The organism is Klebsiella sp. F11 (genome assembly GCF_056712265.1).
In genome coordinates, this window is the sequence record NZ_CM160060.1 from 4,642,458 (window position 1) to 4,666,945 (window position 24,488).

General features: G+C 57.9%; 21 protein-coding genes. 5 read left to right on the forward strand and 16 right to left on the reverse strand.

From position 1 onward, the window contains the following. The 16 genes from AC1M2H_RS22860 to leuO form a co-directional block, all read right to left on the reverse strand. Entirely contained in the window at positions 1-921 is a 921-nt protein-coding gene (locus AC1M2H_RS22860; RefSeq protein WP_480149171.1) for a D-alanine--D-alanine ligase, read from the reverse strand. Beyond that, the gene (gene murC / locus AC1M2H_RS22865) at positions 914-2,389 is read right to left on the reverse strand and encodes a UDP-N-acetylmuramate--L-alanine ligase (RefSeq protein ID WP_480149172.1); all 1,476 of its coding nucleotides are present in this window, start codon (positions 2,387-2,389) and stop codon (positions 914-916) included. Before murC ends, AC1M2H_RS22860 begins: the two co-directional genes overlap by 8 nt. A gap of 47 nt (positions 2,390-2,436) precedes the next feature. Then, on the reverse strand, positions 2,437-3,507 hold the full coding sequence (gene murG, locus AC1M2H_RS22870) for an undecaprenyldiphospho-muramoylpentapeptide beta-N-acetylglucosaminyltransferase (protein ID WP_480149173.1): 1,071 nt from the start codon (positions 3,505-3,507) through the stop codon (positions 2,437-2,439). Beyond that, positions 3,504-4,763, reverse strand: a complete 1,260-nt coding sequence (gene ftsW, locus AC1M2H_RS22875; protein WP_480149174.1) for a cell division protein FtsW — start codon at positions 4,761-4,763, stop codon at positions 3,504-3,506. Before ftsW ends, murG begins: the two co-directional genes overlap by 4 nt. Continuing rightward, the gene (gene murD / locus AC1M2H_RS22880) at positions 4,763-6,079 is read right to left on the reverse strand and encodes a UDP-N-acetylmuramoyl-L-alanine--D-glutamate ligase (RefSeq protein ID WP_480149175.1); all 1,317 of its coding nucleotides are present in this window, start codon (positions 6,077-6,079) and stop codon (positions 4,763-4,765) included. Before murD ends, ftsW begins: the two co-directional genes overlap by 1 nt. A gap of 2 nt (positions 6,080-6,081) precedes the next feature. Further along, the gene (mraY, locus tag AC1M2H_RS22885; RefSeq protein WP_045859908.1) at positions 6,082-7,164 is read right to left on the reverse strand and encodes a phospho-N-acetylmuramoyl-pentapeptide-transferase; all 1,083 of its coding nucleotides are present in this window, start codon (positions 7,162-7,164) and stop codon (positions 6,082-6,084) included. Continuing rightward, positions 7,158-8,516: a UDP-N-acetylmuramoyl-tripeptide--D-alanyl-D-alanine ligase gene (gene murF, locus AC1M2H_RS22890; protein ID WP_480149176.1), complete on the reverse strand. Its 1,359-nt coding sequence runs from the start codon at positions 8,514-8,516 to the stop codon at positions 7,158-7,160. Before murF ends, mraY begins: the two co-directional genes overlap by 7 nt. Beyond that, positions 8,513-10,000: a UDP-N-acetylmuramoyl-L-alanyl-D-glutamate--2,6-diaminopimelate ligase gene (gene murE / locus AC1M2H_RS22895; protein WP_480149177.1), complete on the reverse strand. Its 1,488-nt coding sequence runs from the start codon at positions 9,998-10,000 to the stop codon at positions 8,513-8,515. The genes murF and murE overlap by 4 nt, the downstream gene beginning before the upstream one ends. Then, the gene (locus AC1M2H_RS22900) at positions 9,987-11,753 is read right to left on the reverse strand and encodes a peptidoglycan glycosyltransferase FtsI (RefSeq protein ID WP_426813087.1); all 1,767 of its coding nucleotides are present in this window, start codon (positions 11,751-11,753) and stop codon (positions 9,987-9,989) included. Before AC1M2H_RS22900 ends, murE begins: the two co-directional genes overlap by 14 nt. Positions 11,754-11,768: 15 nt before the next feature. Further along, the gene (ftsL, locus tag AC1M2H_RS22905) at positions 11,769-12,134 is read right to left on the reverse strand and encodes a cell division protein FtsL (protein ID WP_002888550.1); all 366 of its coding nucleotides are present in this window, start codon (positions 12,132-12,134) and stop codon (positions 11,769-11,771) included. Next, the gene (gene rsmH / locus AC1M2H_RS22910; protein ID WP_480149178.1) at positions 12,131-13,072 is read right to left on the reverse strand and encodes a 16S rRNA (cytosine(1402)-N(4))-methyltransferase RsmH; all 942 of its coding nucleotides are present in this window, start codon (positions 13,070-13,072) and stop codon (positions 12,131-12,133) included. Before rsmH ends, ftsL begins: the two co-directional genes overlap by 4 nt. Before the next feature lies 1 nt (position 13,073). Beyond that, complete coding sequence (gene mraZ, locus AC1M2H_RS22915; protein WP_041144041.1) at positions 13,074-13,532, reverse strand: division/cell wall cluster transcriptional repressor MraZ; 459 nt, start codon at positions 13,530-13,532, stop codon at positions 13,074-13,076. 638 nt (positions 13,533-14,170) lie between these two features. Beyond that, on the reverse strand, positions 14,171-15,175 hold the full coding sequence (gene cra, locus AC1M2H_RS22920; RefSeq protein WP_480149179.1) for a catabolite repressor/activator: 1,005 nt from the start codon (positions 15,173-15,175) through the stop codon (positions 14,171-14,173). 181 nt (positions 15,176-15,356) lie between these two features. Next, on the reverse strand, positions 15,357-15,848 hold the full coding sequence (gene ilvN / locus AC1M2H_RS22925; RefSeq protein WP_426815549.1) for an acetolactate synthase small subunit: 492 nt from the start codon (positions 15,846-15,848) through the stop codon (positions 15,357-15,359). Between the two features lie 2 nt (positions 15,849-15,850). After that, positions 15,851-17,575: an acetolactate synthase 3 large subunit gene (ilvI, locus tag AC1M2H_RS22930; protein WP_480149180.1), complete on the reverse strand. Its 1,725-nt coding sequence runs from the start codon at positions 17,573-17,575 to the stop codon at positions 15,851-15,853. Between the two features lie 470 nt (positions 17,576-18,045). Further along, positions 18,046-19,014, reverse strand: a complete 969-nt coding sequence (gene leuO, locus AC1M2H_RS22935) for a transcriptional regulator LeuO (protein ID WP_480152021.1) — start codon at positions 19,012-19,014, stop codon at positions 18,046-18,048. 604 nt (positions 19,015-19,618) lie between these two features. Here leuO and leuL point away from each other — a divergent pair. The 5 genes from leuL (at position 19,619) to leuD (ending at position 24,484) form a co-directional block, all read left to right on the forward strand. Next, entirely contained in the window at positions 19,619-19,705 is an 87-nt protein-coding gene (gene leuL, locus AC1M2H_RS22940) for a leu operon leader peptide (protein WP_115193567.1), read from the forward strand. 94 nt (positions 19,706-19,799) lie between these two features. After that, positions 19,800-21,371 carry a 2-isopropylmalate synthase gene (gene leuA / locus AC1M2H_RS22945; RefSeq protein WP_480149181.1) on the forward strand — a complete coding sequence of 524 codons (1,572 nt, stop codon included), beginning with the start codon at positions 19,800-19,802 and terminating at the stop codon, positions 21,369-21,371. After that, complete coding sequence (gene leuB, locus AC1M2H_RS22950) at positions 21,371-22,462, forward strand: 3-isopropylmalate dehydrogenase (RefSeq protein ID WP_041144036.1); 1,092 nt, start codon at positions 21,371-21,373, stop codon at positions 22,460-22,462. Before leuA ends, leuB begins: the two co-directional genes overlap by 1 nt. A 2-nt stretch (positions 22,463-22,464) precedes the next feature. Then, positions 22,465-23,865: a 3-isopropylmalate dehydratase large subunit gene (gene leuC / locus AC1M2H_RS22955; protein WP_480149182.1), complete on the forward strand. Its 1,401-nt coding sequence runs from the start codon at positions 22,465-22,467 to the stop codon at positions 23,863-23,865. Between the two features lie 10 nt (positions 23,866-23,875). After that, complete coding sequence (gene leuD / locus AC1M2H_RS22960; RefSeq protein ID WP_480149183.1) at positions 23,876-24,484, forward strand: 3-isopropylmalate dehydratase small subunit; 609 nt, start codon at positions 23,876-23,878, stop codon at positions 24,482-24,484. Positions 24,485-24,488: the final 4 nt, after the last annotated feature.

Here is a 24,488-nt window from a genome sequence, read left to right on the forward strand (position 1 = left end):
TCACCCCGCCAGGTCCAAAATTCGAACAACAAGCTGTGAGAAGCTCATCCCCGCCTGACGCGCCGCCATCGGCACCAGGCTATGGCTGGTCATGCCAGGAGAAGTATTCGCTTCCAACAGATAAAACTGGCCATCGCTGTCCAGCATCACGTCAATCCGTCCCCAGCCGCTACAGCCAAGAACATGCCAGGCTTTCAGTACCAGAGCCTGAATTTCTGACTCGCGGGCCGGATCCTCACAACCAGGGCAGAAATATTGCGTCTCATCAGAGAGATACTTCGCCTCATAATCATAGAAGGTTCCAGCCGCATGGATACGAATTGACGGTAAAATTTCTTCACCGACGATAGCGACGGTGAATTCCGGCCCACTGAGCCATTTCTCAATCAGAACTTCATCATCATGCTGAAAAGCCAGCGCCAATGCATTGTGTAATTCACAGCTTTCGCTCACTTTCGACATGCCGACGCTGGAACCTTCCCGGCTCGGCTTAATAATCAGCGGCAGGCCAAGCGCCGTAATCTGCTGCGCGACCTCAGCGGTAAGGCCCGCGTTGAACTGCGAACGGGTCAGCGCTACCCACGGCGCAACGGGTAAACCCGCGCCCTGCCACAGTAATTTACTGCGCACTTTATCCATCGAGATTGCCGACGCCATCACGCCGCTGCCGGTATAAGGCAGCTGAATCAGCTCCAGCAGTCCCTGCAACGTTCCATCTTCCCCACCGCGGCCGTGCAAAGCAATAAACGCTTTCTTAAAACCCAGATGCTTTAGCTGGGTAATATCGACATCGCGAGGGTCGATGGGATGCGCGTCAACGCCGCCCTCACGCAGACCGGCAAGCACCGCCGCGCCGGAGTTGAGCGACACTTCGCGCTCGGCGGAGGTCCCGCCGAAAAGAACCGCGATTTTATCAGCCACGGCGCTCCTCCTCCGCTTTTTGCGGCATGAGTTTAATTTCAGCCAGGTGGCGGGCAATTTTGCCTATATTCCCTGCGCCCTGCACCAGCACCAGGTCGTTGCCGGTCAGCACCGATGCCAGCATCTCTGCCGCCTGGGCCGGGTCGGAAAGCAGAATCGGGTCCACCTTGCCGCGACCGCGAATAGTGCGGCACAGGGAGCGGCTGTCCGCCCCCGGGATCGCCGCTTCGCCGGCGGAGTAGACGTCCAGCATCAGCAGCGAGTCGACCTGGGTCAGCACGTTGGCAAAATCGTCGTACAGATCGCGCGTGCGGGTAAAGCGGTGCGGCTGGAACAGCATCACCAGATTTTTATCCGGCCAGCCGGCGCGGGCCGCTTTAATGGTCGCATCCACTTCCGTCGGGTGATGACCGTAATCATCAATCAGCATCGCGCTGCCGCTTTTACCGTTGACCTCGGCCAGCGGATATTCACCGAGGAAATCAAAACGACGGCCGGTGCCCTGGAACGCTTCCAGCGCCCGCAGAATCGCGTCGTCTTCAATGCCCTCTTCCGTCGCCACCGCCACGGCCGCCGCCGCATTCAGCGCATTATGGCGACCCGGCGCGTTTAGCGTGACCTGGATAACCTCTTTGTCCTGGCGCACGAGGCGGAAATGGCCCTGCGCGCCGAGCTGGCGGTAGTCTTCAATACGCACGTCGGCATCATCGCTAAAGCCGTAGGTCGTCGTCTGGCGGCCAACGCGCGGCAGCAGTTCGCGAATGACCGGGTCGTCCACACACATCACCGCGCGTCCGTAGAACGGCAGGTTGTGCAGGAAGTTAACGAACGTCTGCTTTAAGTTTTCAAAATCACCGTGGTAAGTATCCATGTGATCGGCTTCGATATTGGTCACCACGGCAACCATCGGCTGCAGATGCAGGAACGACGCATCGCTCTCATCCGCCTCCGCAATCAGATAGCGGCTGTGCCCAAGACGGGCGTGCACGCCGGCGGCTTTGACCAGCCCACCGTTGACAAAGGTCGGATCGAGGCCGGCCTCGGCATAAATACTGGAGACCATCGCGGTGGTCGTGGTTTTACCGTGCGTGCCGGCGATAGCGATACCGTGGCGAAAACGCATCAGCTCTGCCAGCATCTCCGCGCGACGGATAACCGGAATACGCGCTTCATGGGCGGCAACAATCTCCGGATTGTCCGCAGAGATTGCGCTGGAAACCACCACCACGCTGGCGTCACGCACGTTTTCAGGGCGATGGTTGAAATAGATCGTGGCGCCAAGCTTAGTCAGCTGTTGCGTAACCGGATTCGGCGCCAGGTCGGAGCCGGAAATCTGGTAGCCTTCGTTGGCCAGAACTTCGGCAATACCGCCCATACCGGCACCGCCAATGCCAACAAAGTGGATGTGCCGGACGCGACGCATCTCGGGCACTATGGAACGCAGTTTCGCCAAATCTTGTGTATTCATTCTTTACGCCATCAACTTCTCTATTCGAGCGGTGGGATTCACCGCGATTAGCGCGCCAGTGCTGCAGCGCTCACTTCTTCCGCTACCCGCTCGGTAGCATCCGGAATCGAGGCTCTACGCGCTCGTTCCGCCATATCCAGCAGCGTTTCACGATCCCAGCCGGCCAGGGTGTGCGCCACGGCATCCACCGTGAACTGGGGCTGTTCGAGAATTTTCGCGGCTCCTGCTTTCTCCAGCGGCAGCGCGTTCCAGTACTGCTGGCGATCCTTGTGCTGAAACGGCACAAACAGCGCCGGTAATCCTGCGGCGGCAATTTCGCTCACCGTCAGCGCACCGGAACGACAGACCACCACATCGGCCCAGGCATACGCCGCCGCCATGTCATCAATAAATTCGGTCACCTTGTGCTGCGGCTGCCCGGCATCGGCGTAAGCCTGCTGTACCGTCTGCTGGGCGCCTTTGCCGCTCTGGTGCCAGAGAGTTACCGCGCTGCCCAGCCTTCCGGCCACCAGCGGCATGGTCTGGTTCAGCACACGGGCGCCCTGCGAGCCGCCAACCACTAAAACGCGGGTCGGCCCCTGACGCCCAACCAGCCGCTGCTCCGGCAGAGGCAGCGCAAGCACATCGGTACGCACCGGGTTGCCCACCACGTCGGCGTGGGGGAAAGCGCCGGGAAACGCCTGCATCACTTTCTTCGCAATTTTTGCCAGCCATTTATTGGTCAGGCCGGCAATACCGTTCTGTTCGTGCAGCACCACCGGAATGCCCAGCGACCACGCCGCCAGCCCGCCGGGGCCGGAAACGTATCCGCCCATCCCCAGCACAACGTCCGGCCGGAAACGCTGCATAATCGCGCGCGCCTGGCGCCAGGCGTTGAAAATACGTACCGGCGCCAGCAGCTGCGCCTTCAGGCCTTTGCCGCGCAGGCCGGAGATGCGGATAAAATCGATCTCAATACCGTGCTTCGGCACTAAGTCCGCTTCCATACGATCGGCGGTACCCAGCCAGCGAACCTGCCAGCCCTGGTCCATTAAATGGTGCGCGACCGCCAGTCCCGGGAACACATGCCCGCCGGTACCGCCCGCCATCACCATTAACCGCTTTTCCTGACCGCTCATCGAACACCCCGTGTAAACGCCTGGGCTTTTTCCAGACGCGTTTCATAATCAATACGCAACAGCAGCATAATGGCCGTCGACATAATCAGCAGGCTGGAGCCGCCGTAGCTGATAAGCGGCAGCGTCAGCCCCTTGGTCGGCAGCATGCCCGCAGCCGCGCCGACGTTAACCAGTGCCTGGAAGCTAAACCAGATCCCGATCGCGCAGGCCAGAAAGCCGGAGAAACGGTGGTCAATCTCCAGGGCTTTGCGGCCAATGGACATGGCGCGAAAAGCGACGAAGAATACCATTAAAAGCGCCAGTACCACACCGATATAACCGAGTTCCTCGGCGATAATGGCGAAGATGAAGTCAGTGTGCGCCTCCGGTAAATACTCCAGTTTCTGTACCGAGTTGCCTAAGCCCTGCCCCCACATTTCGCCGCGGCCAAAGGCCATCAGCGACTGGGTCAGCTGGTAGCCGCTACCGAACGGATCCTCCCACGGGTTCCAGAAGGAGGTCACGCGGCGAATACGATACGGTTCGGCGAGGATCAGCAGCACCACCGCCGAGATCCCCATGCCGATAATGGCAATGAACTGCCACAGCTTGGCACCGGCGAGAAACAGCATCGCCAGGGTCGTCACGAACAGCACCACTACCGTTCCGAGGTCCGGCTGCGCCAGCAGCAGAATCGCCAGCACGAAAATCACGCCCATCGGCTTCAGGAAGCCGCGCAGGTTATTACGCACCTCATCGCCCTTACGCACCAGGTAGTTGGCGATGTAGCAGAACAGCGACAGCTTGGTAAACTCCGCGGGCTGAATACGCAGCGGGCCCAGCGCAATCCAGCGCGATGCCCCGTTTACCGAACTCCCCACCACCAGCACGATCAGCAGCATCACGATCGAGGCGATCAGCATCGCGGTACTGTGCCGCTGCCAAAATTCCATCGGCAGGCGCAGGGTCACCAGCGCGAGCCCCAGCGCCAGCAGGATGTAGAGGCCATCGCGCTTGGCAAACAAAAACGGATCGTTCGCCAGACGTTGACCCACCGGCATCGAGGCCGAGGTCACCATGATGAAGCCGATCGCCGCCAGGCCAAACGTCAGCCACAGCAGCATCCGGTCATACATCACCAGGCTGTCGTTATCTTTCTGCCGCGAGCCCATCACCCAGCCCTTCAGCGCGGCAAACAGCCAGGAGAAGATACGCATACCCGGGAAACGCGGCAGCGTCAATCGGGGCATTCTCAGGCGCGGGAGAGAGAAACGCATCAGCCTAACTCCTTCGCCAGGCGGGTAAAGATATCTCCCCGTTGTTCAAAGCTTTTAAACTGATCGAGGCTGGCGCAGGCCGGTGACAGCAGCACCATATCGCCAGACTTAAGCAGCGGCGCAATTTGACGCATCGCCTGCTCCATCGTTTCCGTTTGCGTCGCCGCCTCAGGGCGCAGCGCCGCCAGCTGCTCGCCGTCTCGACCGAAGCAGTAGAGGCGGATATTATCGCCGGCCAGGTAACGCTTCAGCGGCGTGAAATCAGCGGATTTGCCGTCACCGCCGAGCAGCAGATAGAGCGTGCCGTCCAGATGCAGGCCGTTCAGCGCCGCCTCGGTGCTGCCAACGTTGGTGGCTTTGGAATCGTTAATCCAGCGCACGCCGTTATGCTCCAGCGCCAGCTGGAAACGGTGCGCCAGGCCGGTAAAGGTAGTCAACGCTTTCAGGCTGCTGGCCCGCGGCAGACCCGCGGCATCCGCCAGCGCCAGCGCCGCCAGGGCGTTGCTGTAGTTATGCTGGCCGGTGATGCGCATCTCTTTGACGTTCAGCACTTTCTCACCTTTCACCCGCAGCCAGGTTTCCCCCTGCTGGCGGTTGAGGTGGTAGTCGCCGACGTCAACGCCAAAGCTAATGCAGCGGTCATCGGCCCCGCGCACCGGCATCGTCAATCCGTCATCGGCATTCACGATGCAGCTCTTCGCATTTTCATAAACGCGCAGCTTGGCCGCCCGATACTGCTGCAGGCCCAGCGGGTAGCGGTCCATATGATCTTCGGTCACGTTGAGGATCGTCGCCGCCACCGCCCGCAGGCTGGAGGTGGTTTCCAGCTGGAAGCTGGAAAGTTCCAGAACGTACAGCTCGCGTTCAGCATCCAGCAGCATCAGGGCCGGCAGGCCAATATTGCCGCCGACGCCGACGTTGACGCCGGCCGCTTTCGCCATTTCACCCACCAGGGTGGTGACGGTGCTTTTACCGTTTGAGCCGGTAATCGCCACGATCGGCGCCTGCGCCTCGCGGCAGAACAGCTCGATATCGCCAACGATTTCCACGCCGGCGTCCGCCGCCGCGCTGAGGGAGGGATGCGCCAGGGCGATACCCGGGCTTGCCACGATCAGATCGGCCGCCAGCAGCCAATCTTCATTCAGGCCGCCAACATAGCGCTCCACCTCTTCCGGCAGCTTATCCAGGCCGGAAGGCGCAGCGCGGGTATCCATGACGCGCGGCGTCACGCCGCGGGCCATGAAAAAGTCCACGCAAGACAGGCCGGTCATACCCAGCCCAATAATGACGACTTTCTTACCCTGATAATCTGCCATGATTAACGTACCTTCAGCGTCGCCAGGCCAATCAGCACCAGCATCAGCGAAATAATCCAGAAGCGCACGATCACGCGCGGTTCCGGCCAGCCTTTCAGTTCATAGTGGTGATGAATCGGCGCCATTCGGAAGATGCGCTGACCGCGCAGCTTAAAGGAGCCGACCTGCAGAATGACCGACAGGGTCTCAACAACAAAAACGCCCCCCATAATAACCAGCAGGAATTCCTGACGCAGCAGCACGGCAATGATGCCCAGCGCGCCGCCGAGGGCCAGCGAACCCACGTCGCCCATAAAGACCTGAGCCGGATAGGTGTTAAACCACAGGAAGCCAAGGCCCGCGCCGACAATGGCCGTACAGACGATAACCAGTTCGCCGGCGTGACGCAGATAGGGAATATGCAGATAGTTGGCGAAGTTCATGTTGCCCGACGCCCACGCCACCAGCGCGAAGCCGGCGGCAACAAACACGGTAGGCATAATCGCCAGGCCGTCAAGGCCGTCGGTGAGGTTAACCGCATTGCCGGTACCGACAATCACAAAGTAGGCCAGCAGAATGTACAGCAGCCCCAGCTGCGGCATGATGTCCTTGAAGAACGGCACCACCAGTTGGGTGGCCGGCGTGTCTTTCCCGGCCATATACAGCGCAAAGGCGACGCCCAGCGCAATCACCGACATCCAGAAGTATTTCCAGCGGGCAATCAGGCCCTTGGTATCTTTGCGCACCACCTTGCGGTAGTCATCAACGAAGCCAATGATGCCGTAGCCGACCAGCACCGTCAGCACGCACCAGACGTACGGGTTAGAGGGGTAAGCCCACAGCAGGACCGATACCACGATCGCGGTGAGGATCATGATCCCGCCCATGGTCGGCGTACCGCGTTTGCTGAAGTGGGACTCCGGACCGTCGTTGCGAACGACCTGGCCGAAAGCGAGTTTTTGCAGACGAGCGATCATACGCGGGCCCATCCACAAAGAGATGAACAGCGCGGTCAGCAGGCTGACGATGGCGCGAAACGTCAGGTAGGAAAAGACGTTAAAGCCTGAATAATATTTGACCAGGTGTTCGGCCAGCCATACTAACATGTTCCATTCTCCTGTAATGCGCGTACTACCTCTTCCATGGCGGCACTACGTGAACCTTTCACTAAAACGGTCAGAATTTTATGCTCTGCGATAAGCTCGCGCAGACGAGCCACCAGCGCGGATTTCTCGCTAAAGTGCTCTCCAACGCCGCTGGCGGAGCTGACATCGGCGCTCAGCGCGCCGACGCTCAGTACCCGATCGAGCCCTGCGGCCCGCGCCGCTTCGCCAACCTGACGGTGGCATGAGGCGCTTTCCGCGCCGAGCTCGGCCATATCGCCGACCACCAGCACCCGGTAGCCCGGCATTTCGGACAGCACCTGCACCGCGGCGGTCATTGACCCGACGTTGGCGTTATAGGAATCATCAAGCAGCAGCTGATTTTCCGTAAGCCGGATCGGGAACAGGCGCCCAGGCACCGCGGTAAGCTGAGCCAGCCCGGCCTTCACCGCGGCTAAATCAGCGCCGACCGCCATCGCCAGCGCGGCTGCGGCCAATGCGTTGGCGATATTATGGCGGCCCGGCAGCGGCAGCAGCACGTCCGCGCTTCCCGTCGGGGTTTGCAGGGTAAATTCCGTACCGTGGCTGGTGACATGAATATTGGTCGCCGTAAAGTCGCTGTTCGCGGCGTTTGGCGAGAAGCGCCAAACTTTACGATCGCCAATCACGCTCTGCCAGTTCAGCCAGTCGTTATTGTCGGCGTTGAGAATGGCGATGCCGTTTGCCGGCAGGCCGGTAAAGATTTCGCCTTTCGCTTTCGCCACGCCCGCCAGCGAGCCAAAGCCCTCAAGGTGCGCGGCGGCCAGATTGTTCACCAGCGCGGCTTCCGGACGCGTCAGATTAACGGTCCAGGCGATTTCGCCCTGGTGGTTGGCGCCCAGCTCAATCACCGCGTACCGGTGCTCGTGAGTCAGGCGCAGCAGCGTCATCGGGACGCCAATATCGTTATTCAGGTTGCCGGCGGTATACAGCGTGGTGCCGCACTGTCCGAGGATCGCCGCGGTCATCTCTTTCACCGAGGTTTTCCCGGAGGAGCCGGTCAGCGCGACCACGCGCGCCGGCACCTGCTGGCGAACCCACGCGGCCAGCTTACCGAAAGCCTGCCGGGTATCCTTCACCACCACCTGGGGTAAATCGCACTCCAGCCTGCGGCTGACCAGCAGCGCGCCGGCGCCGGCCTGTTTAGCCTGCGCGGCAAAGTCGTGAGCGTCGAAGCGCTCGCCTTTGAGGGCCACAAACAGGCACCCCGCCGTTATTTTGCGGGTATCCGATGTGACCTCATCGATGGCCAGATCGCTACCGTGCAGTTCGCCGCTGGCGATATCGGCAAGCTGAGTGAGCGTAAAGCGAATCATGCTACCGTCCCCAGTAAACGCGCGACGGTCACGCGATCGGAGTAGTCCAGGCGGCGGTTGCCGACAATCTGGTAATCCTCATGGCCTTTGCCCGCGACCAGCACCACGTCGCCCTCTTTCGCCTGCATGACCGCATTGGTCACCGCTTCCGCCCGGCCTTCCATCACCTTCGCGCGCCCGGCATCAAGCATGCCGGCGAGGATATCGTTGATAATGGCGCGAGGCTCTTCGGTACGCGGGTTATCATCGGTGACCACGGCGATATCGGCGAACTCTTCGGCGATAGCGCCCATCAGCGGACGTTTGCCCTTATCGCGATCGCCGCCGCAGCCGAATACGCACCACAGCTTGCCGTTGCAGTGCAGACGCGCGGCCTGCAGCGCTTTTTCAAGCGCATCGGGCGTATGAGCGTAATCCACCACCACGGTCGCTTTGCCCGGCGCGCTAAAGACTTCCATGCGCCCGCAAACCGGTTGCAGTCGGGAAGCCGTTTTCAGCAGCTCGGCCAGCGGATAGCCCAGCGCCAGCAGCGTAGCCAGCGCCAGCAGCAGGTTGCTGACGTTAAAGGCGCCCATCAGGCGGCTTTCGACTTCGCCCTTGCCCCAGCTGGAGTCAAACTGAATGGTCGCCCCGCTGTCGTGATAGCTCACCGCGGTGGCCTTCAGCCAGCGGCCGTGGCAGTTCGGATTAATATGGTCTTCCATCGATACCGCAACCGCATCCGGCAGCTTCGCCAGCCAGCGGCGGCCCACTTCATCATCGGCGTTGACGATCGACTGACCGCAGTGGTGGGCGGAGTAGAGCAGCCATTTTGCCGCTTCGTAATGCGCCATATCACCGTGATAATCCAGGTGATCGCGGCTGAGGTTGGTAAAGACCGAGGCGGCAAACTGCAGCGCGGCTACGCGGTGCTGCACCAGGCCGTGAGAAGAAACTTCCATTGCCGCCAGCGTCGCCCCCTGCCCTGCCAGACCGGACAGCACGTGCTGAACGTCTACCGCAGAACCGGTGGTGTTTTCCGTCGGGATAACCTTGTCCAGCAGGCCGTTGCCTACCGTCCCCATGACCGCGCTGGTTTCGCCGAGCAGCTTGCCCCACTGCGCCAGCAGCTGAGTGGTGGTGGTTTTGCCGTTGGTCCCGGTCACGCCGATCAGGCGCAGCTGCTGAGAGGGCTGATGGTAAAAACGCCCGGCCAGCGCGGAAAGGCGCTCGTTGAGCTGGCTAAGATAAATGACCGGCACGCCGTGCATTTCACGGATTTCACCGTCGTCGGCCTCATCTTTGGCCTCAGCTATAATGGCAGCAACACCTTGCGCTATCGCCTGCGGGATATAACGACGCCCGTCCGCCTGATGACCTAATACCGCGATAAAGAGATCGCCGGAAGCAGCCACCCGGCTGTCCAGCGTCATCTCTCGCAGAATTCGCTCCGGCGCATTTGGCACCCACGGAGCGAGAAGGTCGCGCAAATTACGATCTGCCACCTGTTCCCTCGCCTTGATTAATCACAAATTCACTTTTTTCGCCCGTTGCCAGCGCATCCGGTTCGATGTTCATGGTGCGCAGAACGCCGCCCATGATGGCACCGAAGACCGGAGCGGAAACGGCGCCGCCGTAGTATTTACCCGCCTGCGGGTCGTTGATCACCACCACCAGCGCGAAACGCGGGTGGCTGGCGGGCGCAACGCCTGCGGTGTAAGCAATATATTTGTTGATATAGCGGCCGTCCGGCCCCACTTTTTTCGCCGTACCGGTTTTGATCGCGATGCGGTAGCCTTTAATCGCCGCCTTCACGCCGCCGCCGCCCGGCAGCGCCACGCTTTCCATCATGTGCACCACGGTACGAACGAGCGGTTCCGGGAAGACTCGCTCGCCCGGAACCGGTGGATCAACTTTAGTAATCGACAGCGGCCGATAAACGCCATAGCTGCCGATCGTTGCGTAGACTCGCGCTAACTGTAACGGGGTTACCATTAGCCCATAGCCGAAAGAAAAGGTGGCCCTCTCTATGTCAGACCACCGTTGTTTTTGAGGGTATAAGCCACTGCGTTCTCCGACCAACCCCAAATTGGTCGCTTTTCCCAGTCCAAAACGTGAGTAAGTATCTACTAACGCTGAGGACGGCATCGCTAACGCCAGCTTGGAAACACCGACGTTACTCGACTTCTGTAGTACCCCGGTCAGGGTCAATTCGCTATAGCGCGCCACGTCTTTAATTTCGTGGCCGTTAATCCGGTAAGGAATGGTATTCAGCACGGTATTTTCGTTGACGATCCCGCGCTGGAGCGCCGTCATTACCACCATCGGCTTGACCGTTGAACCCGGTTCGAAGACGTCGGTGATGGCGCGGTTACGCATGATATCTTTTGCCGTGCCGGAGAAGTTATTCGGGTTGTAGGACGGGCTGTTGGCCATCGCCAGCACTTCGCCGGTGCTGACGTCAACCAGCACCGCGCTTCCCGACTCCGCCTTGTTAAACGCCACCGCGTTGTTGAGCTCGCGATAAACCAGTGCCTGCAGGCGCTCGTCGATGCTCAGGGCTAGGTTGTGCGCGGCCTGGCTGTCGGTGGAAGAGATATCCTCAATGACCCGGCCATAGCGGTCTTTACGCACGATACGCTCGCCGGGCTGGCCGGTAAGCCACTTGTCAAAGCTCTTCTCAACGCCCTCAATCCCCTGGCTATCGACGTTGGTAAAACCGATCAGGTGAGAGGTGACTTCGCCTGACGGGTAGTAACGGCGCGACTCTTCGCGCAGGTGGATCCCCGGCAGCTTAAGCTTCCTGATGTAATCGGCCATATCAGGATTGACCTGACGAGCCAGATAGATAAAGCGCATCCGCGGGTTGCTATTGATGCGCGACGCCAGCTGATCCAGCGGCATATTCAGCGCGTCCGCCAGCGCTTTCCAGCGGTTGTCGAGAGTGACGCCGCCGGCATCGTGCAGCTCTTTCGGGTCGGCCCAGATCGCCTTCACCGGCACGCTCACCGCCAGCGGACGGCCCGAGCGGTCGGTAATCATTCCGCGCGCGGTCGACACCTCCTGTACGCGCAGGGAGCGCATATCGCCCTGACGCACCAGCATGTCCGGACTGATAACCTGCAGCCACGCCACGCGGCCCAGCAGGAAAGTCAGAGCCAGCAGAATACAGCCGCACAGCAACGCAAAACGCCAACTGATAAAGTTGGCCTGTTCTTCCTGACGTTTTGGTCTTGGCGTTTTCGGCGCTGCTTTCATGCGTCGCAATAATCCTTATTTTTGTACAACGATATTTTCTTGTGATGGATCGACGTGTTGCATCTGCAACTTCTCGGTCGCGATCCGCTCAACCCGACTGTGATCGCCCAGGGCGTTCTCTTCGAGGATCAGGTTGCGCCATTCAATATCCAGCGCGTCACGTTCCAGAACCAGCTGTTCGCGCTGGGCGGTTAACAAACGAGTATGGTGCGCCGTCGTGACCACCGTAATTGCCGTAATGATGATGCAAATGAACAGACAGAGTGGCAGCTTCCCAAACCGCAGAAGGTCGTCCCCGATGACGCCAGGCAAGGCATGGCGCTCGTTGCTTCCTATCGACCCTTTAACCTTGCTTAAGGCTTCTGTCACTCTGCCGATCATGCGTTCGTCCTCTCTGCAATGCGCAGAACTGAACTACGGGCGCGTGGATTCTCTGCCACCTCTTCTTCGCCCGGCATCAACTTGCCTAATGCTCGCAGCTCACGGCCGCCCAGTTTACTAAGCTGCTCTTCGGTCATCGGTAGCCCTGCCGGAACCTGCGGACCGCGGCTTTGCTCACGCATAAAGCGCTTCACAATACGGTCTTCCAGCGAGTGGAAGCTGATGATGGAAAGCCGCCCGCCCGGGGCCAGCACGCTGAGCGAGCTTTTTAGCGCCTGCTCTATCTCCTCCAGTTCACTATTCACCCAAATGCGCACCGCCTGGAAGGTACGGGTCGCGGGATGTTTGAACTTATCCTTCACCGGGGTCGCCGCCGTCACCACTTCCGCCAGCTCTTTGGTGCGGGTCATGGGCTCAATGCGGTTGCGCTCGACGATGGCGCGCGCGATGCGCTTACCGAAACGCTCTTCGCCAAAGGTCTTAATCACCCAGGCAATATCGGCCTCTTCAGCCGTCTGCAGCCATTCGGCGGCCGACTGGCCGCGCGTCGGATCCATACGCATATCCAGCGGGCCATCGCGCATAAACGAGAAGCCACGCTCCGCGTCATCCAGTTGGGGTGACGAGACGCCAAGATCGAGAAGAATACCGTCGATCTTGCCCGTAAGTTTGCGCTCACTAACATAATCCGCGAGCGCAGAAAAAGGTCCGTGTACGATGGAAAAGCGGGGGTCATCAATGGTTTTCGCCACGGCGATCGCCTGCGGATCGCGATCGATTGCCAGCAGGCGTCCTTCCGCTCCCAGCCGGGAGAGGATCAGGCGCGAGTGACCACCGCGGCCAAAAGTGCCATCAATGTAGATACCATCCGGGCGAATATTCAGGCCGTTAACGGCTTCATCCAGAAGTACCGAAGTATGTTTAAAATTTTCCATCATTTTATAAAGACAAATCCTGCAGTCGCTCCGGCAGTTCCCCGGTTGCGGACTGCTCAGCGTCGATATCTTCCTTGACCCGTTGATACCAGGTCGTTTCATCCCACAGCTCAAACTTATTGAACTGCCCGACCAGCATCACTTCTTTTGTCAGCCCGGCATGCTGCCGTAACACCGGGGCAATCAATAGCCGCCCGGCATTATCCATCTGACATTCGCTGGCATGTCCCAAAAGCAGACGCTGGACGCGCCGCTCAGCGGGATTCATGCTCGATAAACGCGACAATTTTTGCTCGATGATTTCCCATTCAGGCAAGGGGTAAAGCAGCAGGCACGGGTGATGAATGTCAATGGTGCAAACCAATTGACCGGAAGCGCTCTCAATCAGCCCGTCGCGGTAACGCGTCGGTACGGCCAGACGGCCTTTGCTGTCGAGATTGACTAACGTTGCCCCACGGAACATGCCAGCCTCACCCCTTTTCGCCACTTTACCCCACAAATTCCCACCAGAAGGAGTTTACGGAGCGGAGGAAAAGCTTGTCAAGCCAGCATGAATACTAACGAAGCTCAAAAACCCATTATTTGCAGCCGATATTAGGCCTGATGAAATAATCATCAACTAACGAGGCAAATTAACGCTATGAATACGTGTAAGAAAATAACCAACAAATTCGTAACAGTTAAAAGCAACAAAATATCTTCGGCGGGAAAATATAAAGTGTCAGTTTGCGACGCGAGCGGCATTTTAGGCGATTCTGATGCCCGTTAACAGTGCCTGTTGTCGTCGCAGAGGCTCTCTTGTTGCGGGGTGGAGAAGATTAGGGGGTATTATCCGCGTTAAAATGAGTGTTAATTCAGCGATTAACTTAGTGAATGTAACAAAATAATACAAATATCGGCCGGGAGATCTTTTCTTATACCCAGCAGGTGCAAGAAAGCCCCTGCTCCAGGATAAAACAAAATAATACGTAAAGAAGTTTAGGGATTTGTCTGAAAGATATTCAGTTTTGCATTTTTAAGGCAATTTGTATGGATTATCGCCAGATGCGCATCCGTCTGGCGAGCGGCAGAATTATCCCGGCAGCCTCCTGCCGGAAATATTCAACGGCGGTTCAGGCTCCCGCGGCGATACAAATTCCGGCGAATTCGGCTTAGGCCTGGCTTTGGTTTGCGCGGTTCGTCGAGGCTGGCGAGGACGATCTCCAGCACGCGCTCGGCAACATCGCGGTGGCGCTGGGCCACTGCCAGCACCGGACACTGGAGGAAATCCAGCAGTTCGTTATCGCCGAAGGTCGCAATCGCCAGCTCGGAGGGCAGCTTGCCTTCCCGACGCAGCGTCACGTCCATCACGCCCTGCAGCAGCGGGAACGAAGTGGTAAACAGCGCCTGCGGCATCGGGTTGGTTTCCAGCCACTTTTCGAACAGCTGAGCCGCCGCTTCACGCTCGTAGCTGTTAGCGTAGAGATACTGCACCTCCCGCGGATCGTCCTGCCACGCGGCCCGGAAGCCCTGCTCGCGCAGGAAGCTTACTGAAAGCTCCGGCAGAGCACCAAGATAGAGCACGCTGTCGCCGGGGAATTTGCGCAGCTCGGCGCCCAGCATTTCGGCATCGTCCCGATCGGCGCCGACGACGCTGGTGAAGTGTTCGCGATCGAGAGCGCGATCGAGCGCGACTATCGGGAACGGATCGTTGGCCCAGCGCTGATAGAACGGATGCTCAGGCGGTAATGAGGTCGACACGATAATGGCGTCGACCTGGCGCTGCAGCAGGTGCTCAATGCAGCGCATCTCGTTATCTGGCTGATCTTCCGAACAGGCGATCAGCAGCTGATAGCCGCGCTGGCGCGCCTGACGCTCCAGATAGTTAGCAATGCGGGTATAGCTGGTGTTTTCCAGATCCGGAATGACCAGACCAATAGAACGCGTGCGTCCTGCACGCAGACCGGCAGCGACCGCATTTGGGTGATAGTTGTGTTCACGAACCACAGCCATCACTTTTTCGACCGTTTTATCGCTCACGCGGTACTGCTTCGCTTTACCATTAATCACATAGCTAGCGGTGGTTCGCGAGACACCGGCCAGCCGGGCGATTTCATCCAGTTTCACAATTGCCCCTTGGGTAATTTAGTACAGAACATAACCTTTCTTCAGGTATGGATTCATTTCTATAACATCTAAACGCAGAATAGTTAGCGCAGCAACCGCTTTTATCTCCAGTTCCTACCGATTTCGCAAAAAAATAGCCCGACAGTTTATGACGGGCTATTTTTACGTCATTTTCAGCGACTCAGCGCATTATTTTATCACCGCGCGACAGGCCAACGACGCCCGAGCGAGCCACTTCAACGATTCTCGCGACGTCGCGCAGCGAGGCGATGAACGCATCCAGCTTATCGCTGGTACCAACCAGCTGAACGGTGTAGATAGACGGAGTGACGTCGATAATCTGCCCGCGGAAGATCTCGGTGTTGCGCTTGACCTCTTCGCGGCCAAAGCCGCTGGCCTGCACCTTCACCAGCATAATCTCGCGCTCAACGTGCGAGTTTTGTGCGAGCTCGCTGACGCGCAGCACGTCCACCAGCTTATGCAGCTGCTTTTCGATCTGCTCAATCGCTTTCTCATCGCCCACGGTCTGAATCGTCATCCGCGAGAGCGTCGGGTCATCGGTGGGCGCCACCGTCAGGCTTTCAATGTTGTACCCACGCTGCGCAAAGAGACCAATAACGCGCGATAAGGCGCCCGATTCGTTTTCCAGTAATACCGATAATATCCGGCGCATAATCAGGTTCTCTCCGTTTTGCTCAACCACATCTCGTCCATCCCGCCGCCGCGAATATGCATCGGATACACGTGCTCGCTGCCGTCAACCGTTACGTCGACGAAGACCAGGCGATTATTACGCACCTGTTCCAGCGCTTCGGCCAGCTTCGACTCCAGCTCGTGCGGCTCGTTAATGCGAATCCCGACGTGGCCATACGCTTCTGCCAAGCGGACAAAATCCGGGAGCGACTCCATATACGACTGCGAGTGACGGCCGGAATAGATCATGTCCTGCCACTGTTTCACCATCCCGAGATAGCGGTTATTCAGATTCAGCACCAGGACCGGCAGTTCGTACTGCAGCGCGGTGGAAAGCTCCTGGATATTCATCTGAATACTGCCGTCGCCGGTGACGCAAATAACGGTCTCATCCGGCAGCGCCATCTTCACGCCGAGTGCCGCCGGCAGGCCGAAGCCCATGGTGCCCAGGCCGCCGGAGTTGATCCAACGTCTCGGCTTATCAAAGGGATAATAGAGCGCGGCAAACATCTGATGCTGGCCAACGTCGGAGGTGACGTAGGCATCCCCATTGGTCAGACGCCAGATGGTCTCGATCACCGCCTGCGGTTTGATCTTGCCGCTTTGCGTATCGTATTGCAGGCAGTGACGCGCTCGCCACTGTTCGATCTGCTGCCACCAGTTGCGGAGCTCGTCCAGCGGCTGCTGCGCCTCTTCCTGCTCCAGCAGATCCAGCATCTGCTCCAGCACCTGACGGGCATCACCAACGATCGGCACGTCTGCCGGCACCGTTTTCGAAATTGACGTCGGATCGATATCGATATGCAGCACCGTGGCATTCGGGCAATATTTTGCCAGATTGTTGGTCGTGCGATCGTCAAAGCGGACGCCAACGGCGAAAATCACGTCGGAATGATGCATCGTCATGTTGGCTTCATAGGTACCGTGCATGCCCAGCATGCCCAGCGCCTGCCGGTGCGTGGCCGGGAAAGCTCCCAGCCCCATCAGCGACGAAGCAACCGGCAGATTCAGTTTTTCCACCAGGCTATACAGCTGCTCTTCGCATCGGGCGTTAATCGCCCCGCCGCCGACGTACACCACCGGGTGTTTGGCCGCGATCAGCGTTTGCAGAGCGCGTTTAATTTGTCCTTTATGCCCGCTGGTTGTCGGATTATAGGAACGCATGCTGACCGCATCCGGCCATACGTACGGCAGCTTGTTCGCCGGGTTGAGGATATCTTTCGGCAGATCGACGACAACCGGGCCGGGACGGCCGCTGGCCGCCAGCCAGAAGGCTTTCTTCAGGACGCCGGGGATATCTTCGGTTTGCTTAACCAGGAAGCTGTGCTTCACCACCGGCCGGGAAATACCGACCATATCGCACTCCTGGAAAGCGTCGTAGCCAATCAGGGAAGTCGCCACCTGCCCGGAGAGGATCACCAGAGGGATCGAGTCCATGTACGCTGTCGCAATGCCGGTGATGGCGTTCGTTGCTCCGGGTCCGGAGGTCACCAGCACGACCCCGACCTCACCCGTTGCGCGGGCGAGCCCGTCCGCCATATGCACCGCGGCCTGCTCGTGGCGGACCAAAATATGATCGATACCGCCGAGGGTGTGTAACGCATCATAGATATCGAGGACCGCCCCCCCGGGATAACCGAATACTTGCTTGACGCCCTGATCGACAAGCGACTGGACGACCATCTCGGCTCCTGACAACATCTCCATGGTTTGCCTCCCGGCTTATTGTTTTTAACGACGGCGGAATTCAATTTCCGCGCGTTCGCACAAATGCGCAGAAACTTGTCTTCGCATTGAGGTGAATGGACTGGATGCCATTACCATAACTGGTCGCTAACGGGCAGGCAATTAGCCGCCGCGGGTACGCGAGAGGTATTAAAAGAATAAAAAACAGGATTTAATAAAAAATCAGGTGGAAAACTTCATCGACAGGGAATGGCGCAAATCATTACTCGGGCAAATTGCCGCGTCGCAGTAAATCATCCATTTTTCATCTGCATCTGCGCATAGTCGAGGCCGTCAAACAGAATAAAATTCTACTTTATTGCTTATAAATAGATAATGAAATCTAAAAGGGCCACCCTATGAGCCTCCCTCAACGGCAGGCTCGAATATCCCCTGCGGCCCCTTCACAAAGCAGGAGCCGCGGCTCCCGTTTGTGGTGATGCGCGGACAGATTAGCGCCGGCAGATATTGACCAGCAGTTCTTTCATCCACTGGTGGCCTTTATCGCGGCCAGCGGCTTCGTGCCATGAAAGATAGCAGGTCCGGCTATTAACCGGCAGCGGTAGCGTGACCAGCTGCAGGTTAAGCTTATCCGCGAATTCAGCCGCCAGCCACCGCGGCGCAATCGCCACCATTTGCGTTTGTGAAACCACGTTTAATACGTTGACCAGCGCATTGCCCTGATAGGCAATCCGCGCCTGCTTATCGAGATTGTCATACCAGGGCTGACTGAACGAGGCGTAGCGATCCAGGGCAACAACCGCGTGCTCTTCCCGATAAATGTCGTCCTCTGCCGACAATCCGCTAATACGCGGATGCTGACGGCTGGCGACTAATACTATCTCATCGTTAAACAGCGGCACGCAGGAAAATTCAGGACGGCGAAACTCTTCATAGCCCACCACGAATTCAATTTCCTGATAACGTAATTGATGTTCGGTATTTTGATTCAGCGCCGATTTAAAAATCAAATGAATATTTGGCGCGGCTTCGCTAACTTTATTGAGGATCGTTGCCGTCAAATAGTTATCCAACGGGCTGCAGACGCACAGATTAAACACCCGCTCGCTGCTTATTGGCTCAAAGCCGGATCCCGGCAGCTCGTTCTGCACCAGCTGCAGGGCCTGGCGCACCGAGCCAAAAAGCTGAAACGCGCGCGCCGTAGGCTGAATGCCGCGGCCGTAGCGAACGAACAGCTCGTCATTAAACATTACCTTCAGGCGCGCTACCGCGTTGCTGACCGCCGGCTGCGACATCCCCAGAGAGTGCGCCGCCCGGGTGATATTCTGCTCCTGCATCACCGCATCAAACACGGTGAGCAGATTGAGATCGACCATTCGTAGCTGAGGTTTCACCGCTTCCACCGCGGGGGCCGTTTGATATTCAGTACTTTCAATTATCATATCTAATTTCACCATCAGGCTAAATTCCCTTTGCACAAGTACCGTAATTAATGTTGAGAATATCATTTAGCACGCATATGAAATTTGCAAAAGGGTAAAAACGCATTTTAGGAATATATCAAAGTTATGATTTCGACAAAAATAAGCACAATAAGAAAATGACCGATTTATTTTAACTATATCGATTACTTGATGGGGTTAAGTTTACTCATAACTTATAAAGATAAACAACGGCAGAAATAGTTAATTTAAATTTAAGCCACATTAAAGTATCGATTAAAAATCGCTATTAAAATTAACATTCCATTATCATAGATAATTAACCTAAGCTTATTTAAATATATTCACAAGGAAAATATTCTCACCATTTTCATTAAGATGCCGACCGCTGCCGCCCCGGCAACGTGATGCCTTGAATGAAAAGGAAATGCTGTGAATGTTTTAAATGGCCTCGCCCCTGCCGCGGCGCCAAAAACGATTGTCGGCAAAAAAGCGCGATCTTCAGCACAATTAGCTAATTCAGCGCCAGGGTAAAAAGACGTTTTTCTCCCTCAGGGGTTGACATCAAAAGGCGTATCCAGTAACTCTAAAAGCATATCGATTTCATCTGGAGCATGACGCAATGATTCGCAGCACTCGTTTCACCAGCCTACTACTACTAAACGCATCCAATTTGCGCGGTAGGCTGCTGGGCGACGTTAAGCGTTAGTCATCTTCCAGTAAGACTATAAAACCCGCGCCATTGCGCGGGTTTTTTTATGCTCGTCAGCAAGGCGCCCAGGACACCGATTAAGGATTTAACCATGAGCCAGCAAGTCATTATTTTCGATACGACCTTACGTGACGGGGAACAAGCGTTACAGGCCAGCCTGAGCGTTAAAGAGAAGCTGCAGATTGCTCTGGCCCTTGAGCGTATGGGCGTAGACGTGATGGAAGTCGGTTTCCCTGTCTCATCTCCGGGCGACTTTGAATCCGTACAGACCATCGCGCGCACCGTCAAAAATAGCCGCGTCTGCGCCCTGGCCCGCTGCGTAGAGAAAGATATCGACGTCGCGGCCGAGTCGTTGAAAGTCGCCGAAGCGTTCCGTATTCATACTTTTATCGCCACTTCGCCGATGCACATCGCGACCAAGTTGCGCAGCACCCTCGATGAAGTGATTGAGCGTTCGATCTATATGATTAAACGCGCCCGTAACTATACCGACGATGTTGAATTTTCTTGTGAAGATGCCGGCCGTACGCCGATTGCCGACCTGGCGCGCGTCGTTGAAGCGGCCATTCGCGCCGGTGCGACCACCATTAACATCCCGGATACCGTCGGCTATACCATGCCGTTCGAATTCTCCAACATCATTACCGGCCTGTACGAGCGCGTGCCGAACATCGACAAAGCGATCATTTCGGTTCACACCCATGACGATTTGGGCTTAGCCGTCGGCAACGCCATTGCCGCCGTCCACGCCGGCGCGCGCCAGGTTGAAGGCGCCATGAACGGCATTGGCGAGCGCGCGGGCAACTGCTCACTGGAAGAAGTCATCATGGCCATCAAGGTGCGTAAAGATATTATGGACGTACGCACCCGCATTAATCACAGCGAAATCTGGCGCACCAGCCAGACCGTCAGCCAGATTTGCAACATGCCGATCCCGGCAAACAAAGCCATCGTCGGCACCGGCGCTTTCGCCCACTCTTCCGGTATTCACCAGGACGGCGTGCTGAAGAACCGCGAAAACTACGAAATCATGACCCCGGAATCCATCGGCCTGAATCAGGTACAGCTGAACCTGACCTCCCGCTCCGGCCGCGCGGCGGTGAAGCACCGCATGGAAGAGATGGGCTACAAGGAAAGCGACTACAACATGGACCACCTGTATGACGCTTTCCTGAAGCTGGCGGACAAAAAGGGTCAGGTCTTCGACTACGACCTGGAAGCGCTGGCCTTTATTAACAAGCAGCAGGAAGAGCCCGAGCATTTCCGCCTGGACTACTTCAGCGTGCAGTCCGGCTCCAACGCCATCGCCACCGCCTCCGTCAAGCTGGCCTGCGGCGATGAAGTTAAGTCCGAAGCGGCCAACGGCAACGGCCCGGTCGATGCCGTCTATCAGGCAATCAACCGCGTCACCGCATATGACATCGAGCTGGTTAAGTATGGTTTAAGCGCCAAGGGCCACGGTAAAGACGCGCTGGGCCAGGTTGATATCGTCGTTAACTACAACGGCCGCCGCTTCCACGGCGTCGGGCTGGCGACGGATATCGTCGAATCCTCGGCGAAGGCGATGGTTCACGTCCTGAACAATATCTGGCGCGCCGCTGAAGTCGAAAAAGAGTTGCAACGCAAAGCTCAAAATAACGAGAACAAGAAGGAAACCGTGTAATGTCGAAGAATTACCATATTGCTGTTTTGCCAGGTGATGGTATTGGCCCGGAAGTCATGAACCAGGCGATGAAAGTACTGGAAGCCGTCCGTAACCGTTTTGATATGCGCATTACCACCAGCCAGTATGACGTTGGCGGCATCGCCATCGACCGTCAGGGCACCCCGCTGCCGCAGGCAACCGTAGACGGCTGCGAGCAGGCAGACGCCATTCTGTTCGGCTCGGTCGGGGGCCCGAAATGGGAGCACCTGCCGCCGGCAGAGCAGCCGGAGCGCGGCGCGCTGCTGCCGCTGCGTAAACATTTTAAGCTGTTCAGCAACCTGCGCCCGGCGAAGCTGTACCAGGGGCTGGAAGAGTTTTGCCCGCTGCGCGCGGATATCGCCGCCAACGGCTTCGACATCCTGTGCGTCCGTGAACTGACCGGCGGCATCTACTTCGGCCAGCCGAAGGGCCGCGAAGGCAGCGGCCATCACGAAAAGGCTTTTGATACCGAGGTTTATCACCGTTTTGAGATCGAGCGCATCGCGCACATCGCGTTTGAATCGGCCCGCAAGCGCCGGAGCAAAGTGACCTCTATCGACAAAGCTAACGTGCTGCAGTCCTCCATTTTGTGGCGGGAAATCGTCGGCGAAATCGCCAAAGAGTACCCGGACGTTGAGCTGGCGCATATGTACATCGACAACGCCACCATGCAGCTGATTAAAGACCCGTCCCAGTTCGACGTGCTGCTGTGCTCCAACCTGTTCGGCGACATTCTGTCCGACGAATGCGCGATGATCACCGGCTCAATGGGCATGCTGCCGTCCGCCAGTCTGAACGAACAGGGCTTTGGCCTGTATGAGCCGGCAGGCGGCTCGGCGCCGGATATCGCCGGCAAGAACATCGCCAACCCGATCGCCCAGATCCTGTCGCTGGCTCTGCTGCTGCGCTACAGCCTCGATGCGGACGCTGCAGCAACGGCAATCGAAAGCGCGATCAACCGCGCGTTAGAAGAAGGCATCCGCACCGGCGATTTAGCGCGCGGCGCGGCGGCGGTCAGTACCGATGAAATGGGCGACATCATTGCTCGCTATGTCGCTGAAGGGGTGTAATCATGGCGAAGACGTTGTATGAAAAATTGTTTGATGCTCACGTAGTTTATGAAGCACAAAACGAAACCCCGCTGCTGTACATCGACCGTCATCTGGTACACGAAGTGACCTCCCCGCAGGCGTTTGACGGCCTGCGCGCGCACAACCGCCAGGTGCGCCAGCCGGGGAAAACCTTCGCCACCATGGATCATAACGTTTCGACTCAGACCAAAGACATCAACGCGTCCGGCGAAATGGCGCGTATCCAGATGCAGGAGCTGATTAAGAACTGTAAAGAGTTCGGCGTTGAGCTGTACGACCTGAACCACCCGTATCAGGGGATTGTTCACGTGATGGGCCCCGAGCAGGGCGTGACCCTGCCGGGGATGACCATCGTCTGCGGCGACTCCCATACCGCAACCCACGGCGCGTTCGGCGCGCTGGCTTTCGGCATCGGGACTTCCGAAGTTGAACACGTGCTGGCCACCCAGACCCTGAAGCAGGGCCGCGCCAAAACGATGAAGATTGAGGTTCAGGGCCAGGCGGCTCCCGGCATCACCGCGAAAGATATCGTACTGGCGATCATCGGCAAAACCGGCAGCGCCGGCGGTACCGGCCACGTGGTCGAATTCTGCGGCGAAGCCATTCGCAACCTGAGCATGGAAGGCCGCATGACCCTGTGCAATATGGCCATCGAGATGGGCGCCAAAGCCGGCCTGGTGGCGCCGGACGAAACCACCTTCAGCTACGTGAAGGGGCGTCTGCATGCGCCGAAGGGTCAGAACTTCGACGAAGCCGTTGAATACTGGAAAACCCTGACCACCGACGCCGACGCCACCTTTGACACCGTCGTCACCTTACAGGCCGCAGAGATCGCGCCGCAGGTCACCTGGGGAACCAACCCGGGCCAGGTTATCTCCGTCACCGACATCATTCCCGACCCGGCCTCTTTCGCCGATCCGGTAGAGCGCGCGAGCGCGGAAAAAGCGCTGGCCTACATGGGCCTGAAGCCCGGCATCCCGCTGACCGAAGTCGCAATTGATAAAGTCTTTATCGGCTCCTGTACCAACTCGCGCATTGAAGATTTACGCGCGGCGGCGGAAATTGCCAAAGGTCGCAAGGTCGCGCCGGGCGTGCAGGCGCTGGTTGTCCCTGGCTCCGGCCCGGTGAAGGCGCAGGCGGAAGCGGAAGGTCTGGATAAGATCTTTATCGAAGCCGGCTTTGAATGGCGTCTGCCGGGCTGCTCCATGTGCCTGGCGATGAACAACGACCGCCTGAACCCGGGCGAGCGCTGCGCATCCACCAGCAACCGTAACTTTGAAGGCCGTCAGGGCCGCGGCGGACGTACCCACTTAGTCAGCCCGGCAATGGCCGCAGCGGCGGCCGTTAGCGGTCATTTCGCCGATATCCGCGATATCAAATAAGGAGACCATCATGGCAGAGAAATTTACCCAACATACTGGCCTGGTGGTGCCGCTGGATGCCGCAAACGTCGATACCGATGCGATCATTCCCAAGCAGTTCCTGCAGAAAGTGACCCGCACCGGTTTTGGCGCGCATCTGTTCAACGACTGGCGCTTCCTCGATGACAAGGGAGAGCAGCCGAACCCGGAGTTCGTGCTCAACTTCCCGGAGTTTAAAGGCGCCTCGATTCTGCTGGCGCGGGAAAACTTCGGCTGCGGCTCATCGCGCGAGCACGCGCCCTGGGCGTTGACCGACTACGGCTTTAAAGTGGTAATCGCGCCAAGCTTCGCCGACATCTTCTACGGCAACAGCTTCAACAACCAGCTGCTGCCGGTCACCCTGAGCGACGAGCAGGTTGACGAGATGTTTAAGCTGGTGCAGGCCAACCCGGGCATTAAGTTTGAGGTGGATCTGGAAGCAGAAGTGGTGAAAGCGGGCGACCGGTCGTACCGCTTTAAAATCGACGCCTTCCGCCGCCACTGCATGCTTAACGGCCTCGACAGCATCGGCCTGACGCTGCAGCACGAGGAGGCGATTTCGACCTACGAGCGCAAGCTGCCGGCCTTTATGAACTCATAGAGCC

Excerpts from the sequence above, each read along its gene's own strand:
- murC (WP_480149172.1), bottom strand. The coding sequence starts at position 2,389 with ATGAATACACAAGATTTGGCGAAACTGCGTTCCATAGTGCCCGAGATG.
- murG (WP_480149173.1), bottom strand. The coding sequence starts at position 3,507 with ATGAGCGGTCAGGAAAAGCGGTTAATGGTGATGGCGGGCGGTACCGGC.
- ftsW (WP_480149174.1), bottom strand. The coding sequence starts at position 4,763 with ATGCGTTTCTCTCTCCCGCGCCTGAGAATGCCCCGATTGACGCTGCCG.
- murD (WP_480149175.1), bottom strand. The coding sequence starts at position 6,079 with ATGGCAGATTATCAGGGTAAGAAAGTCGTCATTATTGGGCTGGGTATG.
- mraY (WP_045859908.1), bottom strand. The coding sequence starts at position 7,164 with ATGTTAGTATGGCTGGCCGAACACCTGGTCAAATATTATTCAGGCTTT.
- murF (WP_480149176.1), bottom strand. The coding sequence starts at position 8,516 with ATGATTCGCTTTACGCTCACTCAGCTTGCCGATATCGCCAGCGGCGAA.
- AC1M2H_RS22900 (WP_426813087.1), bottom strand. The coding sequence starts at position 11,753 with ATGAAAGCAGCGCCGAAAACGCCAAGACCAAAACGTCAGGAAGAACAG.
- ftsL (WP_002888550.1), bottom strand. The coding sequence starts at position 12,134 with ATGATCGGCAGAGTGACAGAAGCCTTAAGCAAGGTTAAAGGGTCGATA.
- rsmH (WP_480149178.1), bottom strand. The coding sequence starts at position 13,072 with ATGATGGAAAATTTTAAACATACTTCGGTACTTCTGGATGAAGCCGTT.
- mraZ (WP_041144041.1), bottom strand. The coding sequence starts at position 13,532 with ATGTTCCGTGGGGCAACGTTAGTCAATCTCGACAGCAAAGGCCGTCTG.
- ilvN (WP_426815549.1), bottom strand. The coding sequence starts at position 15,848 with ATGCGCCGGATATTATCGGTATTACTGGAAAACGAATCGGGCGCCTTA.
- ilvI (WP_480149180.1), bottom strand. The coding sequence starts at position 17,575 with ATGGAGATGTTGTCAGGAGCCGAGATGGTCGTCCAGTCGCTTGTCGAT.
- leuL (WP_115193567.1), top strand. The coding sequence starts at position 19,619 with ATGATTCGCAGCACTCGTTTCACCAGCCTACTACTACTAAACGCATCC.
- leuA (WP_480149181.1), top strand. The coding sequence starts at position 19,800 with ATGAGCCAGCAAGTCATTATTTTCGATACGACCTTACGTGACGGGGAA.
- leuB (WP_041144036.1), top strand. The coding sequence starts at position 21,371 with ATGTCGAAGAATTACCATATTGCTGTTTTGCCAGGTGATGGTATTGGC.
- leuC (WP_480149182.1), top strand. The coding sequence starts at position 22,465 with ATGGCGAAGACGTTGTATGAAAAATTGTTTGATGCTCACGTAGTTTAT.
- leuD (WP_480149183.1), top strand. The coding sequence starts at position 23,876 with ATGGCAGAGAAATTTACCCAACATACTGGCCTGGTGGTGCCGCTGGAT.